This is a genomic window from Nocardia sp. NPDC057272 (assembly GCF_042668615.1).
Classification (GTDB): domain Bacteria; phylum Actinomycetota; class Actinomycetes; order Mycobacteriales; family Mycobacteriaceae; genus Nocardia.
In genome coordinates, this window is the sequence record NZ_JBHUYK010000014.1 from 115,794 (window position 1) to 137,961 (window position 22,168).

Here is a 22,168-nt window from a genome sequence, read left to right on the forward strand (position 1 = left end):
CGCTCTCGAAAGAGCGGGGGCCGAAATCTGTTGGCTACCTACGAGCTGGCGGCAACCGCTGAAGCCGTAGTCGCCCAGCGGGGTAGCTGACCTCGCGCGAGCGGTTCTACTATGCGGGCGAGGCCGCTAGTCTGAATGACCCCCTATGCGGCAACAATCCAGGCGGTGACGGTGCACGATCCGATGGCAGATGTCGAACGGGCGTTGGCCGCGCAGGTCGGCTGGAATTGGGTCGACGACCACCTGCTGTACGCCTGCGAGATGCTGTCGCGGTTGCGGGCGGGCGGCATCGCGGCGCTGGAGCCGTACCCGACATCGATCGTGATGGAGGAGCAGGAGACCTGCTTCGGTGAAGGCCAGGGCATGTGGGCGGCGTTTCGTAGCCCTGAGCTGCCGCCGACACCGCCGCCGACAATTGCCCCATCGGTGGTCGCGGCCGTCCCGCCGTCAACTCCAGTTTTTGTTCCACCACGCGGCAGCTCGCGCCGCGATATCCAGCGAGCCCGCACGGCAGCCAACGCCGCGGCCTTCAACGCGAGACAACGAAGCGAGCGTATGGCGGTTCAGATGGTTCAGGCGGCGGCCGAGGCCGCACGCGTGGCAAACGCCGCGGCAGCAGCGGCTCGCGAACAGGCGGCTCTGCCACGCTGGGTACCGGAGCCGAGCGGCCGCATCACCCTCACGAATCGTCGAATCCACCTCGCCAACCAATATCGCTCGTCCCCGATCCCGTTCACGGCGTTGGAGCACATCGAGTTGACCCAACCCGACCGGCTGCGAATCCGATTCACCGAAGCGACCACATCGCATTACCTCGAATTGGCGACGCCATGGGCGGCGCCGGCGTTCCTTATCGCCAGTCAGGCGAGATTCCCCCATCACCCGCAACTGATCAGCGGTTCCTGGTTACCGCAAGGCTTCGAGGAGCGCTGTCATATCGCGGGTAAACCCTACCGGCGAGTGCGCTGACCCGGACACGACGAACGCCCCGCTCCGAGAAGGAACGGGGCGTTCGGGTTACTGCTTAGCGGTAGTCGCTGAAGCCGTAGTCGTCCAGCGGCACCGCTGCGCCGGTGGAGGAGCCGAAGCTGTCCGGGGAGTAGTAGGTGTCGTCGTAGGACGGCACCGCGTACGCCGCGGCACGGGCTTCTTCGGTCGGCTGCACCTGGATGTTGCGGTAACGGTTGATACCGGTACCGGCCGGGATGAGCTTACCGATGATCACGTTCTCCTTCAGGCCGATCAGCTTGTCGGAGCGGCAGTTGATGGCCGCGTCCGTCAGCACTCGGGTGGTCTCCTGGAAGGAAGCCGCCGACAGCCACGAATCGGTGGCCAGCGACGCCTTGGTGATACCCATCAGCACGGGACGGCCCGAGGCCGGCTCGCGGCCTTCGGCCACCACGCGACGGTTCGAGTTCTCGAACTCGGCGCGCTCGGTGAGCGAACCGGGCAGGAACTCGGTCGCACCCGAATCGATGATCGTCACACGACGCAGCATCTGGCGAACGATAACCTCGATGTGCTTGTCGTGGATCGACACACCCTGCGAGCGGTAGACCTCCTGGACCTCGTGGACCAGGTGGACCTGCACCTGACGGGGACCCATCACGCGCAGCACCTCGTGCGGATCGGCAGCGCCCTCGAGCAGCTGCTGACCCACCTCCACGTGGTCACCGTCGGCCAGCAGACGCTCGGAGCCGTCGTCGTGCTTGAAGACACGCAGACGCTGACGCTTCGAGAGCTTGTCGTAGACGACTTCTTCCGACCCGTCATCAGGGATGATCGTGATCTTGTAGAAGCGGTCGTCGTCCTCGAGACGCACCCGACCCGAGACCTCCGCGATCGGCGCCTTGCCCTTGGGGACACGGGCCTCGAAGAGCTCCTGAACACGCGGCAGACCACCGGTGATGTCGTCGCCCGCGACGCCACCCTGGTGGAAGGTACGCATGGTCAGCTGGGTACCGGGCTCACCGATGGACTGGGCCGCGACGATGCCGACGGCCTCGCCGATATCGACCAGCTTGCCGGTGGCCATCGAACGGCCGTAGCAGGTGGCACAGACGCCGGTGCCGGTGGTGCAGGTCAGCACGGAGCGGACCTTCACCTCGGTGATACCGGCCGCGAGCAGCGCGTCGAGCGCGGGGTCGCCGAGGTCGGCGCCCTTCGACACGACGACATTGCCCTTGGCATCCACCGCGTCGGACGCGAGCGTCCGGGCGTAGGTGGAGGTCTCGACGTGCGCGTCACGGATGATCGTGCCGTCGGCCAGCTTCTCCGCGATCGGCACCAGGATGCCGCGTTCGGTGCCACAGTCCTCTTCGCGGACGATGACGTCCTGCGACACGTCGACCAGACGACGGGTCAGGTAACCCGAGTCGGCGGTACGAAGCGCCGTGTCGGCCAGACCCTTACGAGCGCCGTGGGTGTTGATGAAGTACTCGAGCACGGTCAGGCCCTCACGGAACGAGGACTTGATCGGGCGCGGGATGAACTCACCCTTCGGGTTCGTCACCAGGCCCTTCATACCCGCGAGGGTACGAGTCTGGGTGAAGTTACCCGTGGCGCCGGAGTCGACGATCGTGATGATCGGGTTGTCCGGCGGGTAGTGGGTACGCAGCGCGGCGCCCACTTCCTCGGTGGCTTCCTGCCAGATCTTGACCAGGGCGTTGTTGCGCTCGGAGTGATCGAGCGCGCCACGCTGGTACTTCTTCTCGATCAGGTCCGCCATCGACTCGTAGCGTTCCATGATCTCGGGCTTCTCCGGCGGAACGAGCACGTCCGACATGGAGACGGTGACACCCGAACGCGTGGCCCAGTAGAAGCCGGCGTCCTTGAGCTTGTCGACGGTCTGCGCGACGACGATCATCGGGTAGCGCTCGGCCAGATCGTTGATGATCGTGGCCTGACGCTTCTTCGGCATCGGCTCGTTGATGAACGCGTAGTCCGCCGGGAGCAGATCGTTGAAGATCACGCGACCGAGGGTGGTCTCGGCCAGCCACGCTTCGCCGCGCTTCCAGCCGTCCGGGAACAGCTCGTTCTCGATGTCCCGCGGCGGGCGCTGCTCGGTCAGTCGCACCTTGATGGTGGACCGCACGGTCAGCTCGCCACGATCGACGGCCATCTGTGCCTCGGCGGGCGAGGAGTACACGCCGTACTCCGGCTCGTCCTTGGCGGCGGCCTTGTAGGTGCCGACACCGTTCTCGTCGAGACGGGTCAGGTAGAACAGGCCCGTCACCATGTCCAGACGCGGCATCGCCAGCGGGCGACCCGACGCCGGGGACAGGATGTTGTTCGACGACAGCATCAGGATGCGTGCCTCGGCCTGCGCCTCCGCGGACAGCGGAAGGTGCACGGCCATCTGGTCACCGTCGAAGTCGGCGTTGAACGCCTCACAGACGAGCGGGTGCAGCTGAATGGCCTTGCCTTCGACCAGCTGGGGCTCGAAGGCCTGGATGCCGAGGCGGTGCAGGGTGGGCGCGCGGTTCAGCAGCACAGGGTGCTCGGCGATGACCTCTTCGAGGACATCCCACACCTGAGCGCGCTGACGCTCGACCATCCGCTTGGCGGACTTGATGTTCTGCGCGTGGTTCAGGTCGACCAGACGCTTCATGACGAACGGCTTGAACAGCTCGAGCGCCATCAGCTTCGGCAGACCACACTGGTGCAGCTTGAGCTGCGGACCGACCACGATGACCGAACGGCCCGAGTAGTCGACGCGCTTGCCGAGCAGGTTCTGACGGAAACGACCCTGCTTGCCCTTGAGCAGATCGCTCAGGGACTTCAGCGGGCGGTTACCCGGTCCGGTGACCGGACGGCCACGACGGCCGTTGTCGAACAGTGCGTCGACCGACTCCTGCAGCATCCGCTTCTCGTTGTTCACGATGATCTCGGGCGCACCCAGATCGATCAGTCGCTTCAAACGGTTGTTGCGGTTGATCACGCGGCGGTACAGGTCGTTCAGGTCGGAGGTGGCGAAACGGCCACCGTCGAGCTGAACCATCGGACGCAGCTCCGGCGGGATCACCGGGACAGCGTCGAGCACCATGCCCATGGGCGAATTGCCGTTGGTCTGGAAGGCCGCGACGACCTTCAGACGCTTGAGCGCGCGCAGCTTCTTCTGACCCTTGCCGGAGCGAATGGTCTCGCGCAGGCTCTCGGCCTCGGCGTTGATGTCGAAGTTCTCCATCAGCTTCTGGATGGACTCCGCACCCATGGCGCCGGTGAAGTACTCGCCGTAGCGGTCGACGAGCTCGCGGTAGAGCACCTCGTCGACGATGAGCTGCTTGACCGACAGCTTGGTGAAGGTCGTCCAGATCTCGTCGAGGCGGTCCAGCTCACGCTGCGAGCGGTCGCGCAGCTGACGCATTTCGCGCTCGCCGCCGTCCTTGACCTTGCGACGCACGTCGGACTTGGCGCCCTCGGCTTCCAGCTCGGCCAGATCGGCTTCGAGCTTCTGCGCGCGGGCCTCGAGGTCGGCGTCGCGCTGATCGGCGACAGCCTTCTTCTCGACCTCCATCTCGGCTTCGAGCGTGGAGAGCTCGTTGTGACGCAGCTCCTCGTCGACACCGACGATGACGTAGGCGGCGAAGTAGATGATCTTCTCGAGATCCTTCGGAGCCAGGTCGAGCAGGTAACCCAAGCGCGACGGAACGCCCTTGAAGTACCAGATGTGAGTAACCGGAGCGGCCAGCTCGATGTGGCCCATCCGCTCGCGACGCACCTTGGCACGAGTTACCTCGACGCCACAGCGCTCACAGATGATGCCCTTGAAGCGGACACGCTTGTACTTGCCGCAGTAGCACTCCCAGTCCCGGGTGGGACCGAAGATCTTCTCGCAGAAGAGCCCGTCCTTCTCCGGCTTGAGCGTGCGGTAGTTGATGGTCTCCGGCTTCTTCACCTCGCCGAAAGACCACTGGCGGATGTCATCGGCGGAGGCAAGGCCGATCCGGAGTTCATCGAAGAAGTTGACGTCTAGCACGTAACTTCCTTTCCCCTATTCGGGTCGAATTCGAGCAAAAGTTCACTAGTTGTCGAGCGCGGTGCGCGGTGCGGTCGCTTCCACAGCGACCGCACCGCTTACCACCTAGTTCGCCAGATCGTCGATGGTGGCGGCTTCGTTCCTGGACAGGTTGATGCCCAGGTTCGCGGCCGCGCGCTCCAGATCCTCGTCTTCGCCGCCGCCCATCTCGATCGCGGCGCCGTCCGAAGACAGCACCTCGACGTTGAGGCACAGCGACTGGAGTTCCTTGAGGAGCACCTTGAACGACTCCGGAATGCCCGGCTCCGGAATGTTCTCGCCCTTGACGATGGCCTCGTAGACCTTCACGCGGCCGACCACGTCGTCGGACTTGATGGTCAGGAGTTCCTGCAGCGTGTACGCCGCACCGTAGGCCTGCATGGCCCAGCACTCCATCTCACCGAATCGCTGACCACCGAACTGCGCCTTACCACCCAGCGGCTGCTGCGTGATCATCGAGTACGGACCGGTCGAACGGGCGTGGATCTTGTCGTCGACCAGGTGGTGCAGCTTCAGGATGTACATGTAACCGACCGCGACCGGGTACGGGAACGGCTCACCCGAACGACCGTCGAACAGCGTCGACTTGCCGTCGGCGTTGACCATCCGCTCACCGTCACGGTTGGGCAGGGTCGACCCGAGCAGACCGGTCAGCTCGTCATCCTTGGCGCCGTCGAAGACGGGCGTGGCGATGTTCGAGTCGGCCGGCGCGGCCAGCATCTCCTCGGGCAGCGTCGCCGCCCACTCGGGGCGGGTGCCGTCCGCGGCCACGTCGATATTCCAGCCGGCCTTACCGATCCACCCGAGATGGGTTTCCAGGATCTGGCCGATGTTCATACGACGGGGCACACCGTGGGTGTTCAGGATGATGTCGACCGGCGTGCCGTCGGGCATGAACGGCATGTCCTCGATGGGGAGGATCTTGCCGATGACGCCCTTGTTGCCGTGGCGACCGGCGAGCTTGTCGCCGTCCTGGATCTTGCGCTTCTGGGCCACGTAGACGCGGACCAGCTCGTTCACACCGGGAGGCAGATCGTCGTCGTCTTCGCGCGAGAACACGCGAATGCCGATGACCTTGCCGGACTCACCGTGGGGCACCTTGAGCGAGGTGTCGCGCACTTCGCGAGCCTTCTCACCGAAGATGGCACGCAGCAGACGCTCTTCCGGGGTGAGCTCGGTCTCGCCCTTGGGCGTGACCTTGCCGACCAGGATGTCGCCGTCGCGGACCTCGGCACCGATGCGGATGATGCCGCGCTCGTCGAGGTCGGCGAGGACCTCGTCGGAGACATTCGGGATGTCCCGGGTGATCTCCTCGGCACCGAGCTTGGTGTCGCGGGCATCGATCTCGTGCTCTTCGATGTGGATCGAGGTGAGAACGTCCTCTTCCACGAGGCGCTGCGACAGGATGATCGCGTCCTCGTAGTTGTGGCCTTCCCACGGCATGATCGCGACGAGCAAGTTCTTGCCCAGCGCCATCTCACCGTTCTCGGTGCAGGGGCCGTCCGCGAGGACCTGCCCCTTCTCCACCCGATCGCCCTCGTCCACGATCGGACGCTGGTTCGAGCAGGTGCCCTGGTTCGACCGGTTGAACTTGCGCATCCGGTAGGACTTGCGGCTGCCGTCGTCGGCCATCACGGTGACGTAATCGGCCGAGACCTCTTCGACGACACCGGGCTTCTCGTTCACGACGACGTCACCGGCGTCGACGGCTGCGCGCAGCTCCATGCCGGTACCCACGATCGGGGACTCGGAACGGATCAGCGGCACGGCCTGACGCTGCATGTTCGCACCCATGAGGGCACGGTTGGCATCGTCGTGCTCGAGGAACGGGATCATGGCCGTCGCGACCGACACCATCTGGCGCGGCGAGATGTCCATGAAGTCGACCTGCGCCGGCGTCACGAACTCGACCTCTTCGCCCGCACGGCGGACGAGGACCTTCTCCTCGAGGAAGCGACCTTCGGCGTCGACCGGGGAGTTGGCCTGCGCGCGAACGTAGCGGTCTTCCTCGTCGGCGGTCAGGTACTTGACCTCGTCGGTGACCTTGCCGTCGACAACCTTCTGGTACGGCGTCTCGATGAAGCCGAACGGGTTGACCCGCGCGTACACCGACAGCGAACCGATCAGGCCGATGTTCGGGCCTTCCGGGGTCTCGATCGGGCACATGCGGCCGTAGTGCGACGGGTGGACGTCACGAACTTCCAGACCGGCGCGCTCACGGGACAGACCACCGGGGCCCAGCGCCGACAGGCGGCGCTTGTGGGTCAGACCCGACAGCGGGTTGTTCTGGTCCATGAACTGCGACAGCTGGGAGGTTCCGAAGAACTCCTTGATCGCGGCGACCACAGGGCGGATGTTGATCAGGGTCTGCGGCGTGATCGCCTCGACGTCCTGAGTCGTCATCCGCTCACGAACCACGCGCTCCATACGAGACAGACCGACACGGATCTGGTTCTGGATGAGCTCACCGACGGTGCGCAGACGACGGTTACCGAAGTGGTCGATGTCGTCGATCTCGACGGGGACCTCTTCACCGCCGGGGGCGGTCATCGTGCGGTCACCGGCGTGCAGGCGCACCAGGTACTCGATGGTGTCCACGATGTCTTCCTTGGTGAGAACCGAGGAGGTCACCGGCTCGTGCACGTGGATGCCGAGCTTCTTGTTGATCTTGTAGCGGCCGACGCGGGCCAGGTCGTAGCGCTTCTCCTTGAAGAACAGGTTCTCCAGCAGAGTCTGCGCGGACTCCTTGGTCGGCGGCTCGCCCGGACGCAGCTTGCGGTAGATGTCGAGCAGCGCCTCGTCCTGGCCGGGCGTGCTGTCCTTCTCCAGGGTGGACATCATGATCTCGGAGAAGCCGAAACGCTCGACGATCTCCTCGGTCGTCCAACCCAGCGCCTTGAGCAGCACGGTGACCGGCTGACGACGCTTGCGGTCGATACGGACACCGACGGTGTCGCGCTTGTCGACGTCGAACTCCAGCCACGCGCCGCGCGACGGGATCACGCGCACGCTGTGCAGGTCCTTCTCGGTGGTCTTGTCGATGTTGTGATCGAAGTAGACGCCCGGGGAACGGACCAGCTGCGAGACGACGACACGCTCGGTGCCGTTGATGATGAAGGTGCCCTTGTCGGTCATCATGGGGAAATCGCCCATGAACACCGTCTGGCTCTTGATCTCGCCGGTGTTGTTGTTGATGAACTCCGCGGTGACGAACAACGGCGCCGCGTAGGTCATGTCCTTCTCTTTGCACTCATCGATGGAGGCCTTGACCTCTTCGAAGCGCGGATCAGAGAACGACAGGGACATGGATCCGGAGAAGTCCTCGATCGGTGAGAGCTCTTCGAGCACCTCCTCGAGGCCGCCTGCGAGACCGACGTCGCCGCGAGCGGCCGCCTTCTCACGCCAGTCGGGAGTACCGACCAACCAGGCGAACGAGTCCGTTTGTAGGTCGAGAAGTCCGGGCACCTCCAAGGGCTCTCGGATCTTCGCGAACGAAACCCTCAAAGGGGCTCCGGGGATACCAGCCTTGGTCTGGGTGGAGACTGCCAAGATGCGTCCTTCCAGCACCTCACGCGCGTCGCGTGGTGGTCCGCGACCGTCGCTTGTCTGCTACGAATTCCGCTGGTTACAGCCCGAACGAAACCAGAACAAGCAGCAGCGGAAGTAACACCGGAAGGGTGGAACTTTCGAGTGCGAATCAAGGTGTGGACAGGAGGCAGCCAGCGCAACGTCCAAACTTACACCCCTAGACAAGGGAGTGTCAACATACCATCCGTGTGACCGCACGCACGGGATAACGCGCCGAAGCCCTGGACGCTGGCCGCGTCGGGTTCCTTCACCGCTGCGCGCCCTGCCGCCGACTCCCCCGAGCCGACTGCTCGCTTGGCGCTGAGCTCTCTATTCAACTGGCGCCGACCCCTGTCAGCTGGTGCTGGGCCGAATTCTCGCTGGCGTTGATGCCCCTCAACAGCTCACGCTGCTGTGAATAGGGTGACGGTTTGCGGGCCCCTCGTCAAGTGGCGCGCGAAGGTCTGTTCGCGATGCGAGATCGCCTGGCGCGCTGAGGATCCCCCACCCCGTGCCGCGGTCATTTTACTCGCGACACGCCGTGCGCGCCACCCCGGCGACGGCCGGTCAGCAGTTGTTTTCCGCCCTGTCACACAGAAGAGCCCCGGCCGTAGGCCGGGGCTCATCCGAGGCGTAAAAGTCGCTCAGCCGTTGATCTGGCCGTGCGGAACCGTCTTGAACGTTTCGGTGGGCTGATCGTTGCCGCCGTAGGCAGCCATCACCTGAGTGTCATCGGAGGAATCCAGCGACTCGCGGATCGCCACCTGCGCCGCGTGCGGCAGGGTGTGGATGATCTCGCGCACGCGCGCCTGGCGACGGAACACGGCCTGGCGGGCGGGCATGCCGGGCTCGGCCTTCATCTGCGGGATGATGCCGTCGATCTCCTCGGCACCACCGTGGTGGTGACCGGCGTCGACGAGCGCCTGCTCGCGCGCCATCTGCGCCTCGTCCTTCTCCTCCGACATACCGATCGGGCCGATCATGCGGCCGTTGAGGAACTGCTTGACCACCGGCTCCTCGCTGGTGAGCAGCACCTCACGGGGGCCGAACATCACCAGGTTGCGGCGGAAGAGCATGCCGATGTTGTCCGGCACGGTACGAGCCAGGTTGATGTTGTGCGTCACGATCAGGATCGTGGCGTCGATCTGCGCGTTGATGTTGAGCAGCAGCTGCGCCAGGTACGAGGTACGCACCGGGTCGAGGCCCGAGTCGGGCTCGTCGACGAGGATGATCTGCGGGTCGAGGACCAGCGCGCGGGCCAGACCGGCGCGCTTGCGCATACCGCCGGAGATCTCGCCGGGCAGCTTGCCCTCGGCGCCGAGCAGACCGGTCAGCTCGAGCTTCTCCATGACCACGCGGCGGATCTCGGATTCCGACTTCTTCGTGTGCTCACGAAGCGGGAACGCGATGTTGTCGTACAAATTCATCGAGCCGAACAGCGCGCCGTCCTGGAAAAGGACGCCGAACAGTTTGCGGATCTCGTAGAGCTCCTTGTTGGAGCAGGTCATGATGTCGGTGCCATCGATGAAGATCGACCCGCGCTCGGGCCGCAGCAGACCGATGAGCGACTTCAGGAACACCGACTTACCCGTACCCGATGGGCCGAGCAATGCACTGACCTCACCCGAAGGGAGCGTGATCGACACGTCCTGCCAAATTCGCTGTGAACCGAAGGATTTTGTTACACCCTCGGTCCTGACCTCGACGCCCACTGCTACCTCCATTGATCCCTGCGAGCACCCCACCCGCGTTCCCGCGCGCTCACATCACGGCGGTGCGCTACGACTCTGTGGGTCCGGTCACTGTAACCCATCAGTGAGACGGGGCACACCCCTACATGACTGAAGAGTAACCTGGCGCGGCTACTACGACCCGGATCACTTTCGCATGTCCGGACAAATAGCAAACGGGCGGCCCGGAAAGGACCGCCCGTTCACAACAGCACTGGTTCCGAATTACTTGACGGAAACCTTGGCGCCAGCCTCTTCGAGCTTCGCCTTGGCGGCCTCGGCGGCATCCTTGGCGACCTTCTCCAGGATCGGCTTCGGGGCGCCCTCGACCAGGTCCTTGGCTTCCTTCAGGCCCAGGCCCGAGACGATCTCACGGACCACCTTGATGACCTGGATCTTCTTGTCGCCGGCACCCTCGAGGATGACGTCGAACTCGTCCTGCTCTTCGGCGGCGTCGGCCGGCGCAGCAGCGCCACCGGCGGCGGCGACCGCGACGGGGGCGGCGGCGGTGACGTCGAAGGTCTCTTCGAAGACCTTGACGAACTCAGCGAGCTCGAGCAGGGTCAGCTCCTTGAAGGCGCCGATCAGTTCTTCGGTGCTCAGCTTTGCCATGGTGGTTCCTTTCGTGGTGTACCTCGCAGCGCATACGCACCCCGAGGCGGGTAATAGATGTCTTATTCGGCGTCAGCCGCGGGTGCTTCTTCGGCAGCAGGAGCGCCTTCGGCACTCGTGCGCTTCTCGAGCAGCGCCTGGGCGAGCCGGGCGACCTGCGAAGCGGGAGCGGCGAACAGGGCGGCAGCCTGCGAAGGCTTGGCCTTGAACGCACCGGCCAGCTTGGCCAGCAGCACCTCACGCGAATCGAGGTCAGCGATACGCTCGACCTCGGACACGGACAGCGCGCGGCCGTCCATGTATCCGCCCTTGATGACCAGGGACTTGTTGTCCTTGGCGAACTGCTTGAGCGCCTTGGCGGCATCGACCGGCTCACCCTGGATGAAGGTGATAGCGGTCGGGCCGACGAACAGCTCGTCGAGACCCGCCACACCGGCTTCGCCGGCAGCGATCTTGACCAGGGTGTTCTTGGCGACGGAGTACGTGGCGTCGGCGCCGAGCGCACGACGCAGCTCGGTGAGCTTGCCGACCGACAGGCCACGGTATTCCGTGACAACAGTGGCCGTGGAGTTCTTGAACTGCTCCGCGATCTCCGCGACAGCGGTGACCTTTTCAGGTTTCGCCATACTTCGCCTCCTCTCTGATGTCGGTTTCGTTGGTGCACTACCGAATCAGGGGCCGGCGACAAAACGAACGCCCCGGACGCAAGGCGTACCGGGGCGCAAAATATCTTCGGCCTCAGCTCTCCCTGCGTGGGTCGCCGGCAATGTCGCCGGACCTTCGATCGACACCGTGAAATTCGGCATCAACGACCAACGGTCTTCGGTAGAACGAATGGGTGTGGTTTTCGCCGGATGTATGCACATCCCGCATGACCGTTGACCACTGTACCCGCACCTCCCCCATCTGCCAAAACGGGTGTCCTCCGGTCCGATTCGGCCGGATTGACTGTGATGCAGACCACTTCCGCAACGCAATGTGGCAGTGATCCTACCGAGAAGGTGTTACGCAGAGTGACAGTAATCTGATTCACTCCAATGCTATGGCAACCTCCATAGTCGCTCCATCAGTGCTGCTGGACCGGCGTTCGCAGCGGTTTCTCGCGCTCGCCGTCATCTGTCTGGCCGAATTGCTGGTGGTGCTCGACAACACCATCGTCAATGTCGCCCTCCCCTCGATCGGCGTCCAACTACGGACCGGAGTCTCCGGCCTGCAGTGGGTCGTCGACGCCTACACCCTCACCTTCGCCGGCCTGCTGCTGGCGGCGGGCAACCTCGGCGACCGCTACGGCCGCCGCCGGATCATGACCGTCGGCCTCGTCGGCATCGCGGTGATGTCGGTCGGCGGCGCACTCGCCGAAACGATGACGCAGGTCATCGTCGCCAGAGCCGCGATGGGCATCTTCGCCGCCGCGGTCTTCCCCGCCACCCTCGCCCTCATCATCAATATCTTCACCGACCGGCGCGAACGCGCGCTGGCCATCGCCGCGTGGACCGCGATGGCCGGGTTCGCGATCGCCATCGGCCCGATCTCCGGCGGCTGGCTGCTCGAACATTTCAGCTGGCATTCGGTGTTCTGGATCAACGTGCCGGTGGCGCTGGTCGCGCTGGTCGCGACGCTGATCTGGGTGCCCGAATCCCGCGCCGACCACATCGGCAAGCTCGATCTCGTCGGTATCGCGCTCTCGATCGCCGGGATCACGTTGCTGGTGTGGTCGATCATCGAAGCGCCGCACAATGGCTGGCTCTCGCTCACCACACTGTGCACCGCGGCGCTCGGCACCGTCCTGCTCGCTGCCTTCGTCACCTGGGAATTGCGCACTGCCGCACCGATTCTCGACATGCGGTTGTTCCGCAACCGCCGATTCTCGTTGCCCGCGCTGGCAATTGCCATCGGCTACTTCTCGATGTTCGGTTTCCTTTTCCTGATCACCCAGTATTTCCAGGGCGTGCGCGAATACACGCCGCTCGAATTCGGCATCGCCTCATTGCCGTTCGCCTTCTCCGTCGCCATCGGCGCACCGGTCGCGACGCTGCTGGCACAACGGGTCGGCACCACCGCGGTGCTGGTGATCGGCCTGCTACTCATCGGCGCGGGCCTCTACCTCGGCGGACAGGTCACCGTCGACAGCAGCTATCTGATCGGCGTCCTGCCCTCGATGGTGTTGATGGCGCTGGGTCTCGGCATCGTGCAGGGACCGGCCACCGAATCGATCATGTCCTCACTGCCGCTGAACGAGGCGGGGGCGGGTTCGGCGGTCAACGACACGACGCGCGAGATCGGCGGCACGCTCGGTGTCGCGGTGCTCGGCTCGATCGTGGCCTCGTACTACACCAGCCGGATCGGCGCACGCATCGACGCCATCCCGATGGGCATCATGAACGACAACGAGAAGAGCCTGGTCAAGGCCAGTCCGCTGAGCGTGCTGGAACTGCGCAAACGTGAGCTCGCGCCGTTCTTCGAGACCCAACGCGAGAACCTGATCGTCGCCATGAAGGCCGCGACGCTCCAGGGCGCCCACGCCGCGTCCCTGGTCGCCACCGTCGCGGTGCTCGTCTGCGCGGTGATCGTCGCGATCTTCCTGCCCTGGCGGCCGCATGACGGAGAGTCCGTACTGCTCGGCTGGCGCGAGACCGAGGACACCGAGACGAAGAACTGACTTAACGCGCACCGGGCCGTCGCGGCCCGGTGCGCGCACGTCACACTCCGATTCGACGGAGATGAGCAGCCAGCTCGACCAGTGCGATCGACGCGTTCAGCGGAAGCTCCCGATCCGCGACCAGACCGTTCTCGTCGACCTCGGCGCCGAGCACCGGCACCCGCAGGCACGCCCGCTCGACGACATCGGCGCCGACATAACCGAGCACCGTGGACAGCGTGTCCAGCGCACCCTCGCCGCGGCCCGGTTGAGCCACCGACAACCAGGCCGTGGGCTTCTCGTGCAGGTCCGCCGTACCGACGGTCCAGTCGAGCAGGTTCTTCAAGCTGCCGGGCAGCGTCCCCGCGTATTCGGGGGTGCAGATGAGTACCGCGTCCGCGGTGGCGAGCTCGGCGCGTAGGTCGACCACCGCGGGATAGTCGTCCGGATCGTCGCCGGGAACGAAAGCGGGCAGCTCACGCAGGCCGGTGTAGAGGTCGGCGCGCATTCCGTCGAGCGCGAGCCCGGCCACGGTGCGGAGGGCGGCGGTATTGGTAGATCCGGCTCTGGTGCTGCCGGAGATCAGCAGAATCCTGATCACACCTGTGCGCAACCGGGATGTCGGGGCGATTAGTCCCCCGGAAAACCTCGAGGGTGGGAACGCCATGCGTTCCCACCCTCGAGTTGCTCTCAGGAGCTAGCTGTCAGCCGAAGCTCACGCATCCTCGTCGAGGAGGTTGCGGGTGCGGTTCGGGTCCACCGGGATGCCCGGTCCGGTGTTCGTCGAAACCGTGATCTTCTTGACGTAGCGACCCTTGGCGGTCGACGGCTTCACACGCAGGATCTCGTCCAGCGCGGCGCCGTAGTTCTCCACCAGCTTGGCGTCGTCGAAGGACGCCTTGCCGATGACGAAGTGCAGGTTGGCCTGCTTGTCGACGCGGAAGTTGATCTTGCCGCCCTTGATCTCGTTGACGGCCTTGGTCACATCGTTGGTAACGGTGCCCGTCTTCGGGTTCGGCATCAGACCACGCGGGCCCAGGACTCGCGCGATGCGGCCGACCTTGGCCATCTGATCCGGGGTGGCGATCGCGGCGTCGAAGTCGAGCCAGCCGCCCTGGATCCGCTCGATCAGGTCCTCGGCGCCCACGGCGTCGGCGCCTGCGGCCTCGGCCTCGGAAGCCTTCTCGCCCGCGGCGAACACGATGACGCGGGCAGTCTTACCGGTGCCGTGCGGCAGGTTGACGGTGCCACGGACCATCTGGTCGGCCTTGCGGGGATCCACGCCGAGACGGACGGCGACCTCGACGGTCGCGTCGGTCTTGGTGGTCGCGGTCTCCTTCGCCAGGCGCGCGGCGGCCAGCGGGGAGTACAGGTTGTCGCGATCGACCTTCTCAGCAGCGGCGAGGTACGCCTTGCTTCGTTTTGCCATGATTTTCTGTCCTTAAAGTTTCGAGTTCAGATGTGGTTGTCGGGCCTGGCCGGCCCTCCCACATGAGAGCGAGATTCGCTCAGCCTTCGACGGTGATACCCATCGAACGCGCGGTACCGGCGATGATCTTCGCGGCCTGATCGAGATCAGTGGCGTTGAGATCCTCGGCCTTGGTCTTGGCGATCTCCCGGACCTGGTCCATGGTGACCTTCGCGACCTTGGTCTTGTGCGGCTCAGCGGAGCCCTTCTGCACACCGGCGGCCTTGAGCAGCAGACGAGCGGCAGGCGGGGTCTTCAGCTTGAAGTCGAACGTCCGGTCCTCGTACACCGAGATCTCGACCGGAATGACGTTGCCACGCTGCGACTCGGTCGCGGCGTTGTACGCCTTGCAGAACTCCATGATGTTGACGCCGTGCTGACCGAGCGCGGGGCCGACCGGCGGTGCCGGGTTGGCTGCGCCGGCCTGGATCTGCAGCTTGATGATCCCGGCGAGCTTCTTCTTCTTGGGGGGCATCTTTCTTCCTTGGCTTTCTGGGGTTCGGTTCCTTACGGTTGCCGTAAGCCTCGTATCCGCGCACGACTAGGCCCCGACAAGTACTGCGGGGAAGTCAGAACACGAACCATCACACTCTACTTGACTCGACCCGTGACCCGGCAATCGGGTAGCGACCAGCACAAACGCGAAACGGCACCGCCGGTGAGCGGTGCCGTTTGCGAAAGCGAGAGAACTCAGATCTTGGAGACCTGGGTGAAGTTCAGCTCGACCGGGGTCTCACGACCGAAGATCGACACGAGCACCTTGAGCTTCTGCTGCTCGGCGTTGACCTCGGAGATCGAGGCGGGCAACGTCGCGAACGGGCCGTCCATGACGGTGACCGACTCGCCGACCTCGAAGTCGACCTCGATGGTGGGCTTGCCCGAAGCCGCGCTACCGGTATCCGAACCACCGGCAGCGGCCGCGGCGGCCTTCTTCTGCGCCTGCGCACCGGCCGGAACCAGGAACTTCACGACCTCGTTGATGGTCAGCGGGGTCGGCTTGGCGCCGGGGCCACCGCCGGTCATACCGACGAAACCGGTGACGCCGGGGGTGTTGCGCACCGCGCCCCACGACTCGTTGTTCAGTTCCATCCGGACCAGGATGTAGCCCGGCAGCACCTTGCGGTTGACGTTCTTCTTCTGGCCGTTCTTGATCTCGGTGACCTCTTCGGTCGGCACCTCGACCTGGAAGATGTAGTCCTCGAGTCCGAGGTTCTGCACACGGGTCTCGAGGTTGGTCTTGACCTTGTTCTCGTAGCCCGCGTAGGAGTGCACGACGTACCAGTCGCCGGGCACGCGGCGCAGCTTGGTCTTCATCGACTCGATCGGGTCGGCCTCGGGGTCGTCTTCGGTGGCGACTTCTTCGATCACGGCATCGTCGGCATCGGCGAGCTCGGCGGCCTCGACCTCGTCGGTGGCGGTTTCCGCCACGACAGCGTCGTCAACCGGGAACTCGTCGTTGGTGTCGTTCTCCGGGGTGCTCACTGAGGCACTCGCTTCCTGTGTCGTCACGTACATCCTCTGGGCCGGGTCGGGTGCGCGGAGGCACACTCCGCCGTTCCGACCCGCGATCGGCTACCGGCGTGGGTGTCGGCGATCAGCCGAACAGCCAGTCGACACCCTTGACGAACGCCACGTCGATCCCGGCGATGAACGCGACCATGAAGACCACGAACACCAGAACGACGGCCGTATAGGTGACCATCTGCTTCCGGTTGGGCCAGATCACCTTGCGCAGTTCCGCGATGACCTCTCGCAGGAACTTGAGCAGCCGCTTGAACGGGTTGCCCGTCTTTGCCTTACCGGCGGTCTTGTCTGCCTTGCGCGAGCCCGACGGCCGATCGAGCGTGGCCACGGATCCGTTGTCTGCCGGAGCATCCGACGCGCGCACACGACGAGCAGACCGCTTGCCACTCGGTCGAGTGGCAGCGGCGGTGTCCTCGCCGTCTTCGCCGCGAGTATCCCGCTCGTCGCTCACGTCGATCCTCTCTCGTCGCTGGCATTCAGGGCAGGGGCGACAGGACTTGAACCTGCAACCTGCGGTTTTGGAGACCGCTGCTCTGCCAATTGAGCTACGCCCCTTCGGTTGGACCAGCCTGAGCTGTAGTGCCCAACCACATTCGATATTCAGTTGTCCCCAGTGTCACACAACACGCGCGCCGCTTCCATGAGGGGATAACCCCTCGGGAAGATCAGCGCGCAGCATCTCGTGACCCCAGAGACCCGACTATACGTCACCGCGCGCGGTTATCGCCAATCCGGGACACTCGACCAGGTCAGGACAGCTGAACGGTTGCCGTGGCGCGGCCGAAGATCTTTTTGCCCGCCGACTTCGCCGTGATGGCGACAACAGCGGTGCGGGTCTGCGGATCGACCGATTTCACCTTGCCGGTGTATTCGACCTCCGCCGGGACATCGGAACCGACGTAGACCGGGCTGGTGAAGCGGACGTTGTATTCCTTCACCGCGCCGGGATCACCCAGCCACGAGGTGACAAAACCGCCGCCGAGCCCCATCGTGAGCATGCCGTGCGCGACCACGTTGTCCAGGCCGACCAGCTTCACGACCTCGTCGCTCCAGTGGATCGGGTTCGCGTCGCCGGACACGCCCGCGTAGTTGACGAGGTCGCCGCGGGTGAGTCGCGCAACGCGGGTGGGCAGCTCGTCGCCGACCGACACGCTGTCGAAGGACAGCGCGTGCACGCTGACCGTCGGCTCCGGCTGCTTGGTGATCGGGTCGGACGTGGTCCCGACGGACAGCTCGGCCGGCGCGTGATGAGCGGGTTCCTCCTCGCCGAGGCCGTGCATCAACACGTTGCGGACCGCGTCCGACATCTGGGGATCGATGTCGCCCCCGCTGCGGCCGATCAGGGTGGTGTAGGTGGTGAGCACCAGTTCGTCGTCCTGGGCGGTGACGATGTTCTTGGTCACGATGATGTCGCCACCGAAGGCCTGCCGGAAAGAATGCAGATACACATCACAGGTCAGCTGGTCGCCGACCCGAATCGGGCGGTGGAATTCCAGGATCTGATCGGTCTGCATGATCTGGCTGAGGTCGTAACCGGTCACGATCCGCTCGAACAGCTTGCGCTGGGCGAGGATGCCGACCAGGGAGATGAAGGTGAGCGGGGCGAGCAGACCCTGGTGGCCGTACTCGCGCGCGATGTCTTCCTCCCAGTGCACCGGGTGGTAATCCTGCACCGCACGGGCGTATTCGCGCACCTTTTCGCGGCCGACCTCGTAGTAGTCGTCGACGCGGTAGTGGTGGCCGACCATCGACGCCGCGTGGGCGGCGGGATCGAAGGATTCGGCGGCTGCGGCAGGGACCGCTTCGTGAGTTCCGGTGTTCACTGTCACAACGTGGACCTTACTCACTCGTAAGACACCACCGAAGTCGACCGGTGTAAAACGTGATGCGTCCGAGTGCTGTATCGGCCCCGAACTTTCCATGAACTTCCCGGGAAAAGCACAAAGGCCGGACTCTCGTCCGGCCTTCGGCAGATGCTTCTGAAAACTAGCGCGACTCGCGGTGCGCCCGGTGAGTTCCGCAGTTCGGGCAGAACTTCTTCAGCTCGAGGCGATCCGGGTCGTTACGCCGGTTCTTCTTGGTGATGTAGTTGCGGTGCTTGCACTCGTCGCAGGCCAAGGTGATCTTTGGCCGGACATCGGTGGACTTCGCGGCCACGATTTGCCTTCTTTCCGGTCTGGGCTGAGTTGAAATTGGTAGCGATGGCCGGACTTGAACCGGCGACACAACGATTATGAGTCGTTTGCTCTACCAACTGAGCTACACCGCCACGGCGGACTAATATCCCGATGATGCCGCGGTAAGCCGCTCACCACCGGCAATCCGGCGAGCCCCCTAACGGAATCGAACCGTTGACCTTTTCCTTACCATGGAAACGCTCTACCGACTGAGCTAAGGGGGCATGACTACGTGGCACAGAGTCTGTATCGGCAAGCCGATCAGCGTGACCCCGTGCTCCGGCGTCCTGAACGAGATTACACACTCCCCGGCCAGAGCACCAAATCGGCAGCTCAAAGGGCATTTTCACGGGGTTTCATATCGCTGGTTCCGACCCGCTCACATCGAGGCTACCCGGATCCGCGCGGGAACGACCCGCAGAACCAAGGAACCCCCGCCGATCTTCATGATCGACGGGGGTTCGATGTGGCAGATGTAGGATTCGAACCTACGTAGGCATAAGCCGACGGATTTACAGTCCGCTCCCATTGGCCGCTCGGGCAATCTGCCGTGTGCGCCGTTTCCGGTGCGCTGAGCAGCTTACAACGTACCCACCCGGACTATCAAAACGCCTGCACAGACCCCCTGCGAGCACCGGTCGTCCCCCGATGCGGGTACAACTGTCTCGGTGGCCGGCACATCCCGGCCCCGGAGTTCGCCGGACCTTCACAGGACAGGAGCGCAGTGTGGCTGATTCGTCATTCGACGTCGTGAGCAAGGTCGATCGACAGGAGGTCGACAACGCTCTGCATCAGGCGGAGAAGGAACTGAACTCGCGCTACGACTTCAAGGGCACCGATGCGTCGATCGCATGGTCGGGCGAGGAGGCCATCGTGCTGACCGCCAATGCCGAGGAGCGGGTGCAGGCGGCGCTCGACGTCTTCAAGGAGAAGCTGATCCGTCGCGACATCTCGCTGAAGGCGTTCGACGCCGGCGAGGCGCAGCCGTCGGGCAAGATCTTCAAGATCACCGGCACGCTGGTGCAGGGTATCGACACCGAGAAGGCGAAGAAGATCTCGAAGAAGATCCGCGACGAGGGCCCCAAGGGCGTCAAGGCGCAGATCCAGGGTGAGGAGCTGCGGGTCAGCAGCAAGAAGCGTGATGACCTGCAGGAAGTGATCTCGCTGCTCAAGGGCGAGGACTTCGGAATCGCCCTGCAGTTCGTCAACTACCGATAGGTCCGGTGTGGGCGGCACTCAATGGTGATGGGTGCCGCCGGCCATCTCCTCCAGACGCTTGATGCGCTCGTCCATCGGGGGGTGGGTGGAGTACCAGCGGGCGACGCGGTCGCCCGCGCGGAACGGGTTGGCGATCATCAGATGCGATTCGCTGGTGATCTTGGGGTCCGGCGGAAGCGGGGCCGCCTGGACGCCGCGTTCGATCTTGCGCAGGGCCGAGGCAAGGGCCAGCGGGTCGCCGGTGAGCTCGGCGCCGGACTGATCGGCCTGGTACTCCCGCGATCGCGAGACCGCCATCTTGATCAAGCCCGCCGCGATCGGCCCGAGCAGTGAGACCAGCAGCACACCGATGATGTTCGGTCCGTTGCCGTCTCTGCTGCCGAACGAACTCGCGAAGAACGCCATGTTCGCCAGACCGGTGATGACCGAGGCCATCGCGCCCGCCACCGACGAGATCAGGATGTCGCGGTTGTAGACGTGGGACAGCTCGTGGCCGAGCACCGCGCGCAGCTCGCGCTCGTCGAGCAATTGCAGGATGCCGCTGGTACAGCAGACCGCGGCGTGGCGGGGATTGCGGCCGGTCGCGAACGCGTTGGGGGCGCTGGTGGGACTGATGTAGAGGCGCGGCATCGGCTGGCGCGCCGTGGTCGCGAGCTCGCGCACGATCCGGTACATGACCGGCGCCTCCAGTTCGCTCACCGGTTGCGCGTGCATCGCCTTCAAGGCCAGCTTGTCGCTGTTGAAGTAGGCGTAGGCGTTCATGCCGACGGCCAGCACGATCGAGATGATCAAGATCGTCGGGCTGCGGAACATCGCCCCGATGGCGACGATCAACGCCGACATGCCCACCATCAAACCGAACGTTTTGATCCCATTGGGCATTTCCGCCTCCCCGCGCCTTGTGCCGGTCGTCAGGCGCTGCGTTCGTCAGGCATCGGGCCTGCGGTGGACAACGGGAACGGTTCTGGGCGTACCCGGCGAGTTACCCATGTGCTGTCGAAATCTGTTGTTTCGTCGCGACAAGACAACGTGCGCCGGGTGGTGTTGGTTCCTGGTCAGCCGACGCGTTCGATCGTGTAGCGGACGAGGCGGGTGAGGGCGTCGTTGGCGGGGCCAGGGGGAAGCGCGGCGAGTTCGGTATCGGCGAGGTCGGCGTATTCGGCCAGCTTTTCCTTGGCCAGCGCCATGCCGGGCGAGCGGCGCAGCAGTTCCAGTGCCTCGTCGACCTCGGCGTCGGTTTCCAGCGGGCGCGCCAGCAGAGTACGCAGTCGGTCCCCGTCGGCGCCGGTCTCGCGCAGGGCGTAGAGCACCGGCAGGGTGTGCACGCCTTCGCGCAGGTCGGTGCCCGGCGTCTTGCCCGACTGCTCGGCCGAGGACGAGATGTCGATGATGTCGTCGGAGATCTGGAACGCCGTGCCGACCGCGTCGCCGAGGCGCGCCAGGCGTTCCACATGCTCGAGGCCGGCGCCGGAGAAGGTGCCGCCGAAACGGCCCGCGGCGGCGATGAGCGAGCCGGTCTTCTCCCACACCACGCGCAGGTAGTGCTCGACGGGGTCCTGGGTCTGCTTGGCGCCCATGGTTTCCCGCATCTGGCCCGTGACCAGCTCGGCGAAGGTCTCGGCGATGATGCGGACCGCGTCGGGACCGAGGGTGGAGGTCAGGCGCGAGGCGTGGGCGAACAGGTAATCGCCCGCCAGGATCGCGATGTTGTTACCCCACCGCGAGTTGACGCTCTCCGCGCCACGACGCTGCGTCGCCTCGTCCATGACGTCGTCGTGGTAGAGCGTCGCGAGGTGCACCAGTTCCACGACCGTGCCCGCGGTGATCAGCGCCGGGTCGGTCGGATTGGGTCCGAGCTGGCCGGTGAGCACGGTGAACAACGGCCGGAACCGCTTGCCGCCCGCCCTTGCCAGGTGCAGCGCCGCCTCCTGGAGGAATTCCTCACCGTCGGAGAGTTCGTCGACGAGCAGTTTCTCGACCGCGGCCAGTCCGTCGCGCACGGTGACGGCGAGTTCGGGATCGACGAGATCTACCCCGGCAACCACGGTGCTTTCGTCGCTCACAGCCGATGTGCTCATTATCTTCTCCCAGCGATGCGTCCGACCCCGACGGGTAGCAACCTAGCGTGTCCCGGCACTATGGCCGATGAACCCCGTCACACAGTGACAATTCCCGGTGTACCCGACACTCTCGCACAGCGGCCGACAGTGCCAGTAT

The 22,168-nt window shown here is 64.7% G+C and carries 17 protein-coding genes and 4 tRNA genes; 3 read left to right on the forward strand and 18 right to left on the reverse strand.

Annotated features, from left to right (window positions below):
- Window positions 1-165: 165 nt before the first annotated feature.
- The gene (locus ACFULV_RS20020) at window positions 166-969 is read left to right on the forward strand and encodes a hypothetical protein (protein WP_378658673.1); all 804 of its coding nucleotides are present in this window, start codon (window positions 166-168) and stop codon (window positions 967-969) included.
- A 55-nt stretch (window positions 970-1,024) separates the two neighbouring features.
- On the opposite strand, the gene ACFULV_RS20025 is transcribed toward ACFULV_RS20020, so the two are convergent.
- The 5 genes from ACFULV_RS20025 to rplJ form a co-directional block, all read right to left on the reverse strand.
- Window positions 1,025-4,978 (reverse strand): DNA-directed RNA polymerase subunit beta', encoded by a 3,954-nt coding sequence (locus tag ACFULV_RS20025; protein WP_378658675.1) that lies wholly within the window; start codon window positions 4,976-4,978, stop codon window positions 1,025-1,027.
- Between the two features lie 105 nt (window positions 4,979-5,083).
- Window positions 5,084-8,584, reverse strand: a complete 3,501-nt coding sequence (locus ACFULV_RS20030; protein WP_358060948.1) for a DNA-directed RNA polymerase subunit beta — start codon at window positions 8,582-8,584, stop codon at window positions 5,084-5,086.
- A gap of 644 nt (window positions 8,585-9,228) precedes the next feature.
- On the reverse strand, window positions 9,229-10,308 hold the full coding sequence (locus ACFULV_RS20035) for an ABC transporter ATP-binding protein (RefSeq protein WP_378634266.1): 1,080 nt from the start codon (window positions 10,306-10,308) through the stop codon (window positions 9,229-9,231).
- Window positions 10,309-10,539: 231 nt separating this feature from the next.
- Entirely contained in the window at window positions 10,540-10,926 is a 387-nt protein-coding gene (rplL, locus tag ACFULV_RS20040; RefSeq protein WP_056814330.1) for a 50S ribosomal protein L7/L12, read from the reverse strand.
- 62 nt (window positions 10,927-10,988) lie between these two features.
- A complete protein-coding gene (gene rplJ, locus ACFULV_RS20045; RefSeq protein WP_062988862.1) occupies window positions 10,989-11,552 on the reverse strand; it encodes a 50S ribosomal protein L10 in 564 nt (187 codons plus the stop codon).
- 416 nt (window positions 11,553-11,968) lie between these two features.
- Here rplJ and ACFULV_RS20050 point away from each other — a divergent pair, with 416 nt between their 5' ends.
- Window positions 11,969-13,585, forward strand: coding sequence for an MFS transporter (locus tag ACFULV_RS20050; protein WP_378634262.1), 1,617 nt, complete (start codon window positions 11,969-11,971; stop codon window positions 13,583-13,585).
- Window positions 13,586-13,625: 40 nt separating this feature from the next.
- Here the strand turns inward: ACFULV_RS20050 and ACFULV_RS20055 are convergent, their stop codons facing one another.
- From ACFULV_RS20055 to ACFULV_RS20105, 11 genes are all read right to left on the reverse strand, one after another.
- Window positions 13,626-14,165, reverse strand: a complete 540-nt coding sequence (locus tag ACFULV_RS20055; protein WP_378658678.1) for an NADPH-dependent FMN reductase — start codon at window positions 14,163-14,165, stop codon at window positions 13,626-13,628.
- A 114-nt stretch (window positions 14,166-14,279) separates the two neighbouring features.
- Window positions 14,280-14,993, reverse strand: a complete 714-nt coding sequence (gene rplA / locus ACFULV_RS20060) for a 50S ribosomal protein L1 (RefSeq protein WP_301903705.1) — start codon at window positions 14,991-14,993, stop codon at window positions 14,280-14,282.
- A 79-nt stretch (window positions 14,994-15,072) separates the two neighbouring features.
- Window positions 15,073-15,507, reverse strand: a complete 435-nt coding sequence (gene rplK, locus ACFULV_RS20065) for a 50S ribosomal protein L11 (protein WP_019049397.1) — start codon at window positions 15,505-15,507, stop codon at window positions 15,073-15,075.
- Window positions 15,508-15,722: 215 nt separating this feature from the next.
- Window positions 15,723-16,514 carry a transcription termination/antitermination protein NusG gene (gene nusG, locus ACFULV_RS20070; protein WP_378658716.1) on the reverse strand — a complete coding sequence of 264 codons (792 nt, stop codon included), beginning with the start codon at window positions 16,512-16,514 and terminating at the stop codon, window positions 15,723-15,725.
- A gap of 112 nt (window positions 16,515-16,626) precedes the next feature.
- Complete coding sequence (gene secE / locus ACFULV_RS20075) at window positions 16,627-17,007, reverse strand: preprotein translocase subunit SecE (protein WP_378634257.1); 381 nt, start codon at window positions 17,005-17,007, stop codon at window positions 16,627-16,629.
- A 31-nt stretch (window positions 17,008-17,038) separates the two neighbouring features.
- Window positions 17,039-17,111, reverse strand: a tRNA-Trp gene (locus ACFULV_RS20080).
- A gap of 194 nt (window positions 17,112-17,305) precedes the next feature.
- Entirely contained in the window at window positions 17,306-18,379 is a 1,074-nt protein-coding gene (locus ACFULV_RS20085) for a fused (3R)-hydroxyacyl-ACP dehydratase subunits HadA/HadB (protein ID WP_378634504.1), read from the reverse strand.
- Between the two features lie 163 nt (window positions 18,380-18,542).
- Window positions 18,543-18,713, reverse strand: a complete 171-nt coding sequence (rpmG, locus tag ACFULV_RS20090; RefSeq protein ID WP_056814348.1) for a 50S ribosomal protein L33 — start codon at window positions 18,711-18,713, stop codon at window positions 18,543-18,545.
- A 36-nt stretch (window positions 18,714-18,749) separates the two neighbouring features.
- Window positions 18,750-18,825, reverse strand: a tRNA-Met gene (locus ACFULV_RS20095).
- 59 nt (window positions 18,826-18,884) lie between these two features.
- Window positions 18,885-18,957 (reverse strand) — tRNA-Thr (locus tag ACFULV_RS20100).
- A gap of 243 nt (window positions 18,958-19,200) precedes the next feature.
- Window positions 19,201-19,283, reverse strand: a tRNA-Tyr gene (locus ACFULV_RS20105).
- A 176-nt stretch (window positions 19,284-19,459) separates the two neighbouring features.
- Here ACFULV_RS20105 and ACFULV_RS20110 point away from each other — a divergent pair.
- The gene (locus ACFULV_RS20110; protein WP_378634254.1) at window positions 19,460-19,951 is read left to right on the forward strand and encodes a YajQ family cyclic di-GMP-binding protein; all 492 of its coding nucleotides are present in this window, start codon (window positions 19,460-19,462) and stop codon (window positions 19,949-19,951) included.
- Window positions 19,952-19,969: 18 nt separating this feature from the next.
- Here ACFULV_RS20110 and htpX read toward each other — a convergent pair whose 3' ends face one another.
- On the reverse strand, window positions 19,970-20,833 hold the full coding sequence (gene htpX / locus ACFULV_RS20115; protein ID WP_378634252.1) for a zinc metalloprotease HtpX: 864 nt from the start codon (window positions 20,831-20,833) through the stop codon (window positions 19,970-19,972).
- Window positions 20,834-21,006: 173 nt separating this feature from the next.
- Window positions 21,007-22,029 (reverse strand): polyprenyl synthetase family protein, encoded by a 1,023-nt coding sequence (locus ACFULV_RS20120; RefSeq protein WP_378634250.1) that lies wholly within the window; start codon window positions 22,027-22,029, stop codon window positions 21,007-21,009.
- Window positions 22,030-22,168: the final 139 nt, after the last annotated feature.

What these genes read in the sequence shown, in the direction of transcription:
- ACFULV_RS20120 (WP_378634250.1), bottom strand. Translation starts at nt 22,029, where the DNA reads ATGAGCACATCGGCTGTGAGCGACGAAAGCACCGTGGTTGCCGGGGTA.
- ACFULV_RS20035 (WP_378634266.1), bottom strand. Translation starts at nt 10,308, where the DNA reads ATGGAGGTAGCAGTGGGCGTCGAGGTCAGGACCGAGGGTGTAACAAAA.
- ACFULV_RS20050 (WP_378634262.1), top strand. Translation starts at nt 11,969, where the DNA reads ATGGCAACCTCCATAGTCGCTCCATCAGTGCTGCTGGACCGGCGTTCG.
- htpX (WP_378634252.1), bottom strand. Translation starts at nt 20,833, where the DNA reads ATGCCCAATGGGATCAAAACGTTCGGTTTGATGGTGGGCATGTCGGCG.
- rplK (WP_019049397.1), bottom strand. Translation starts at nt 15,507, where the DNA reads ATGCCCCCCAAGAAGAAGAAGCTCGCCGGGATCATCAAGCTGCAGATC.
- rplA (WP_301903705.1), bottom strand. Translation starts at nt 14,993, where the DNA reads ATGGCAAAACGAAGCAAGGCGTACCTCGCCGCTGCTGAGAAGGTCGAT.
- rplJ (WP_062988862.1), bottom strand. Translation starts at nt 11,552, where the DNA reads ATGGCGAAACCTGAAAAGGTCACCGCTGTCGCGGAGATCGCGGAGCAG.
- rplL (WP_056814330.1), bottom strand. Translation starts at nt 10,926, where the DNA reads ATGGCAAAGCTGAGCACCGAAGAACTGATCGGCGCCTTCAAGGAGCTG.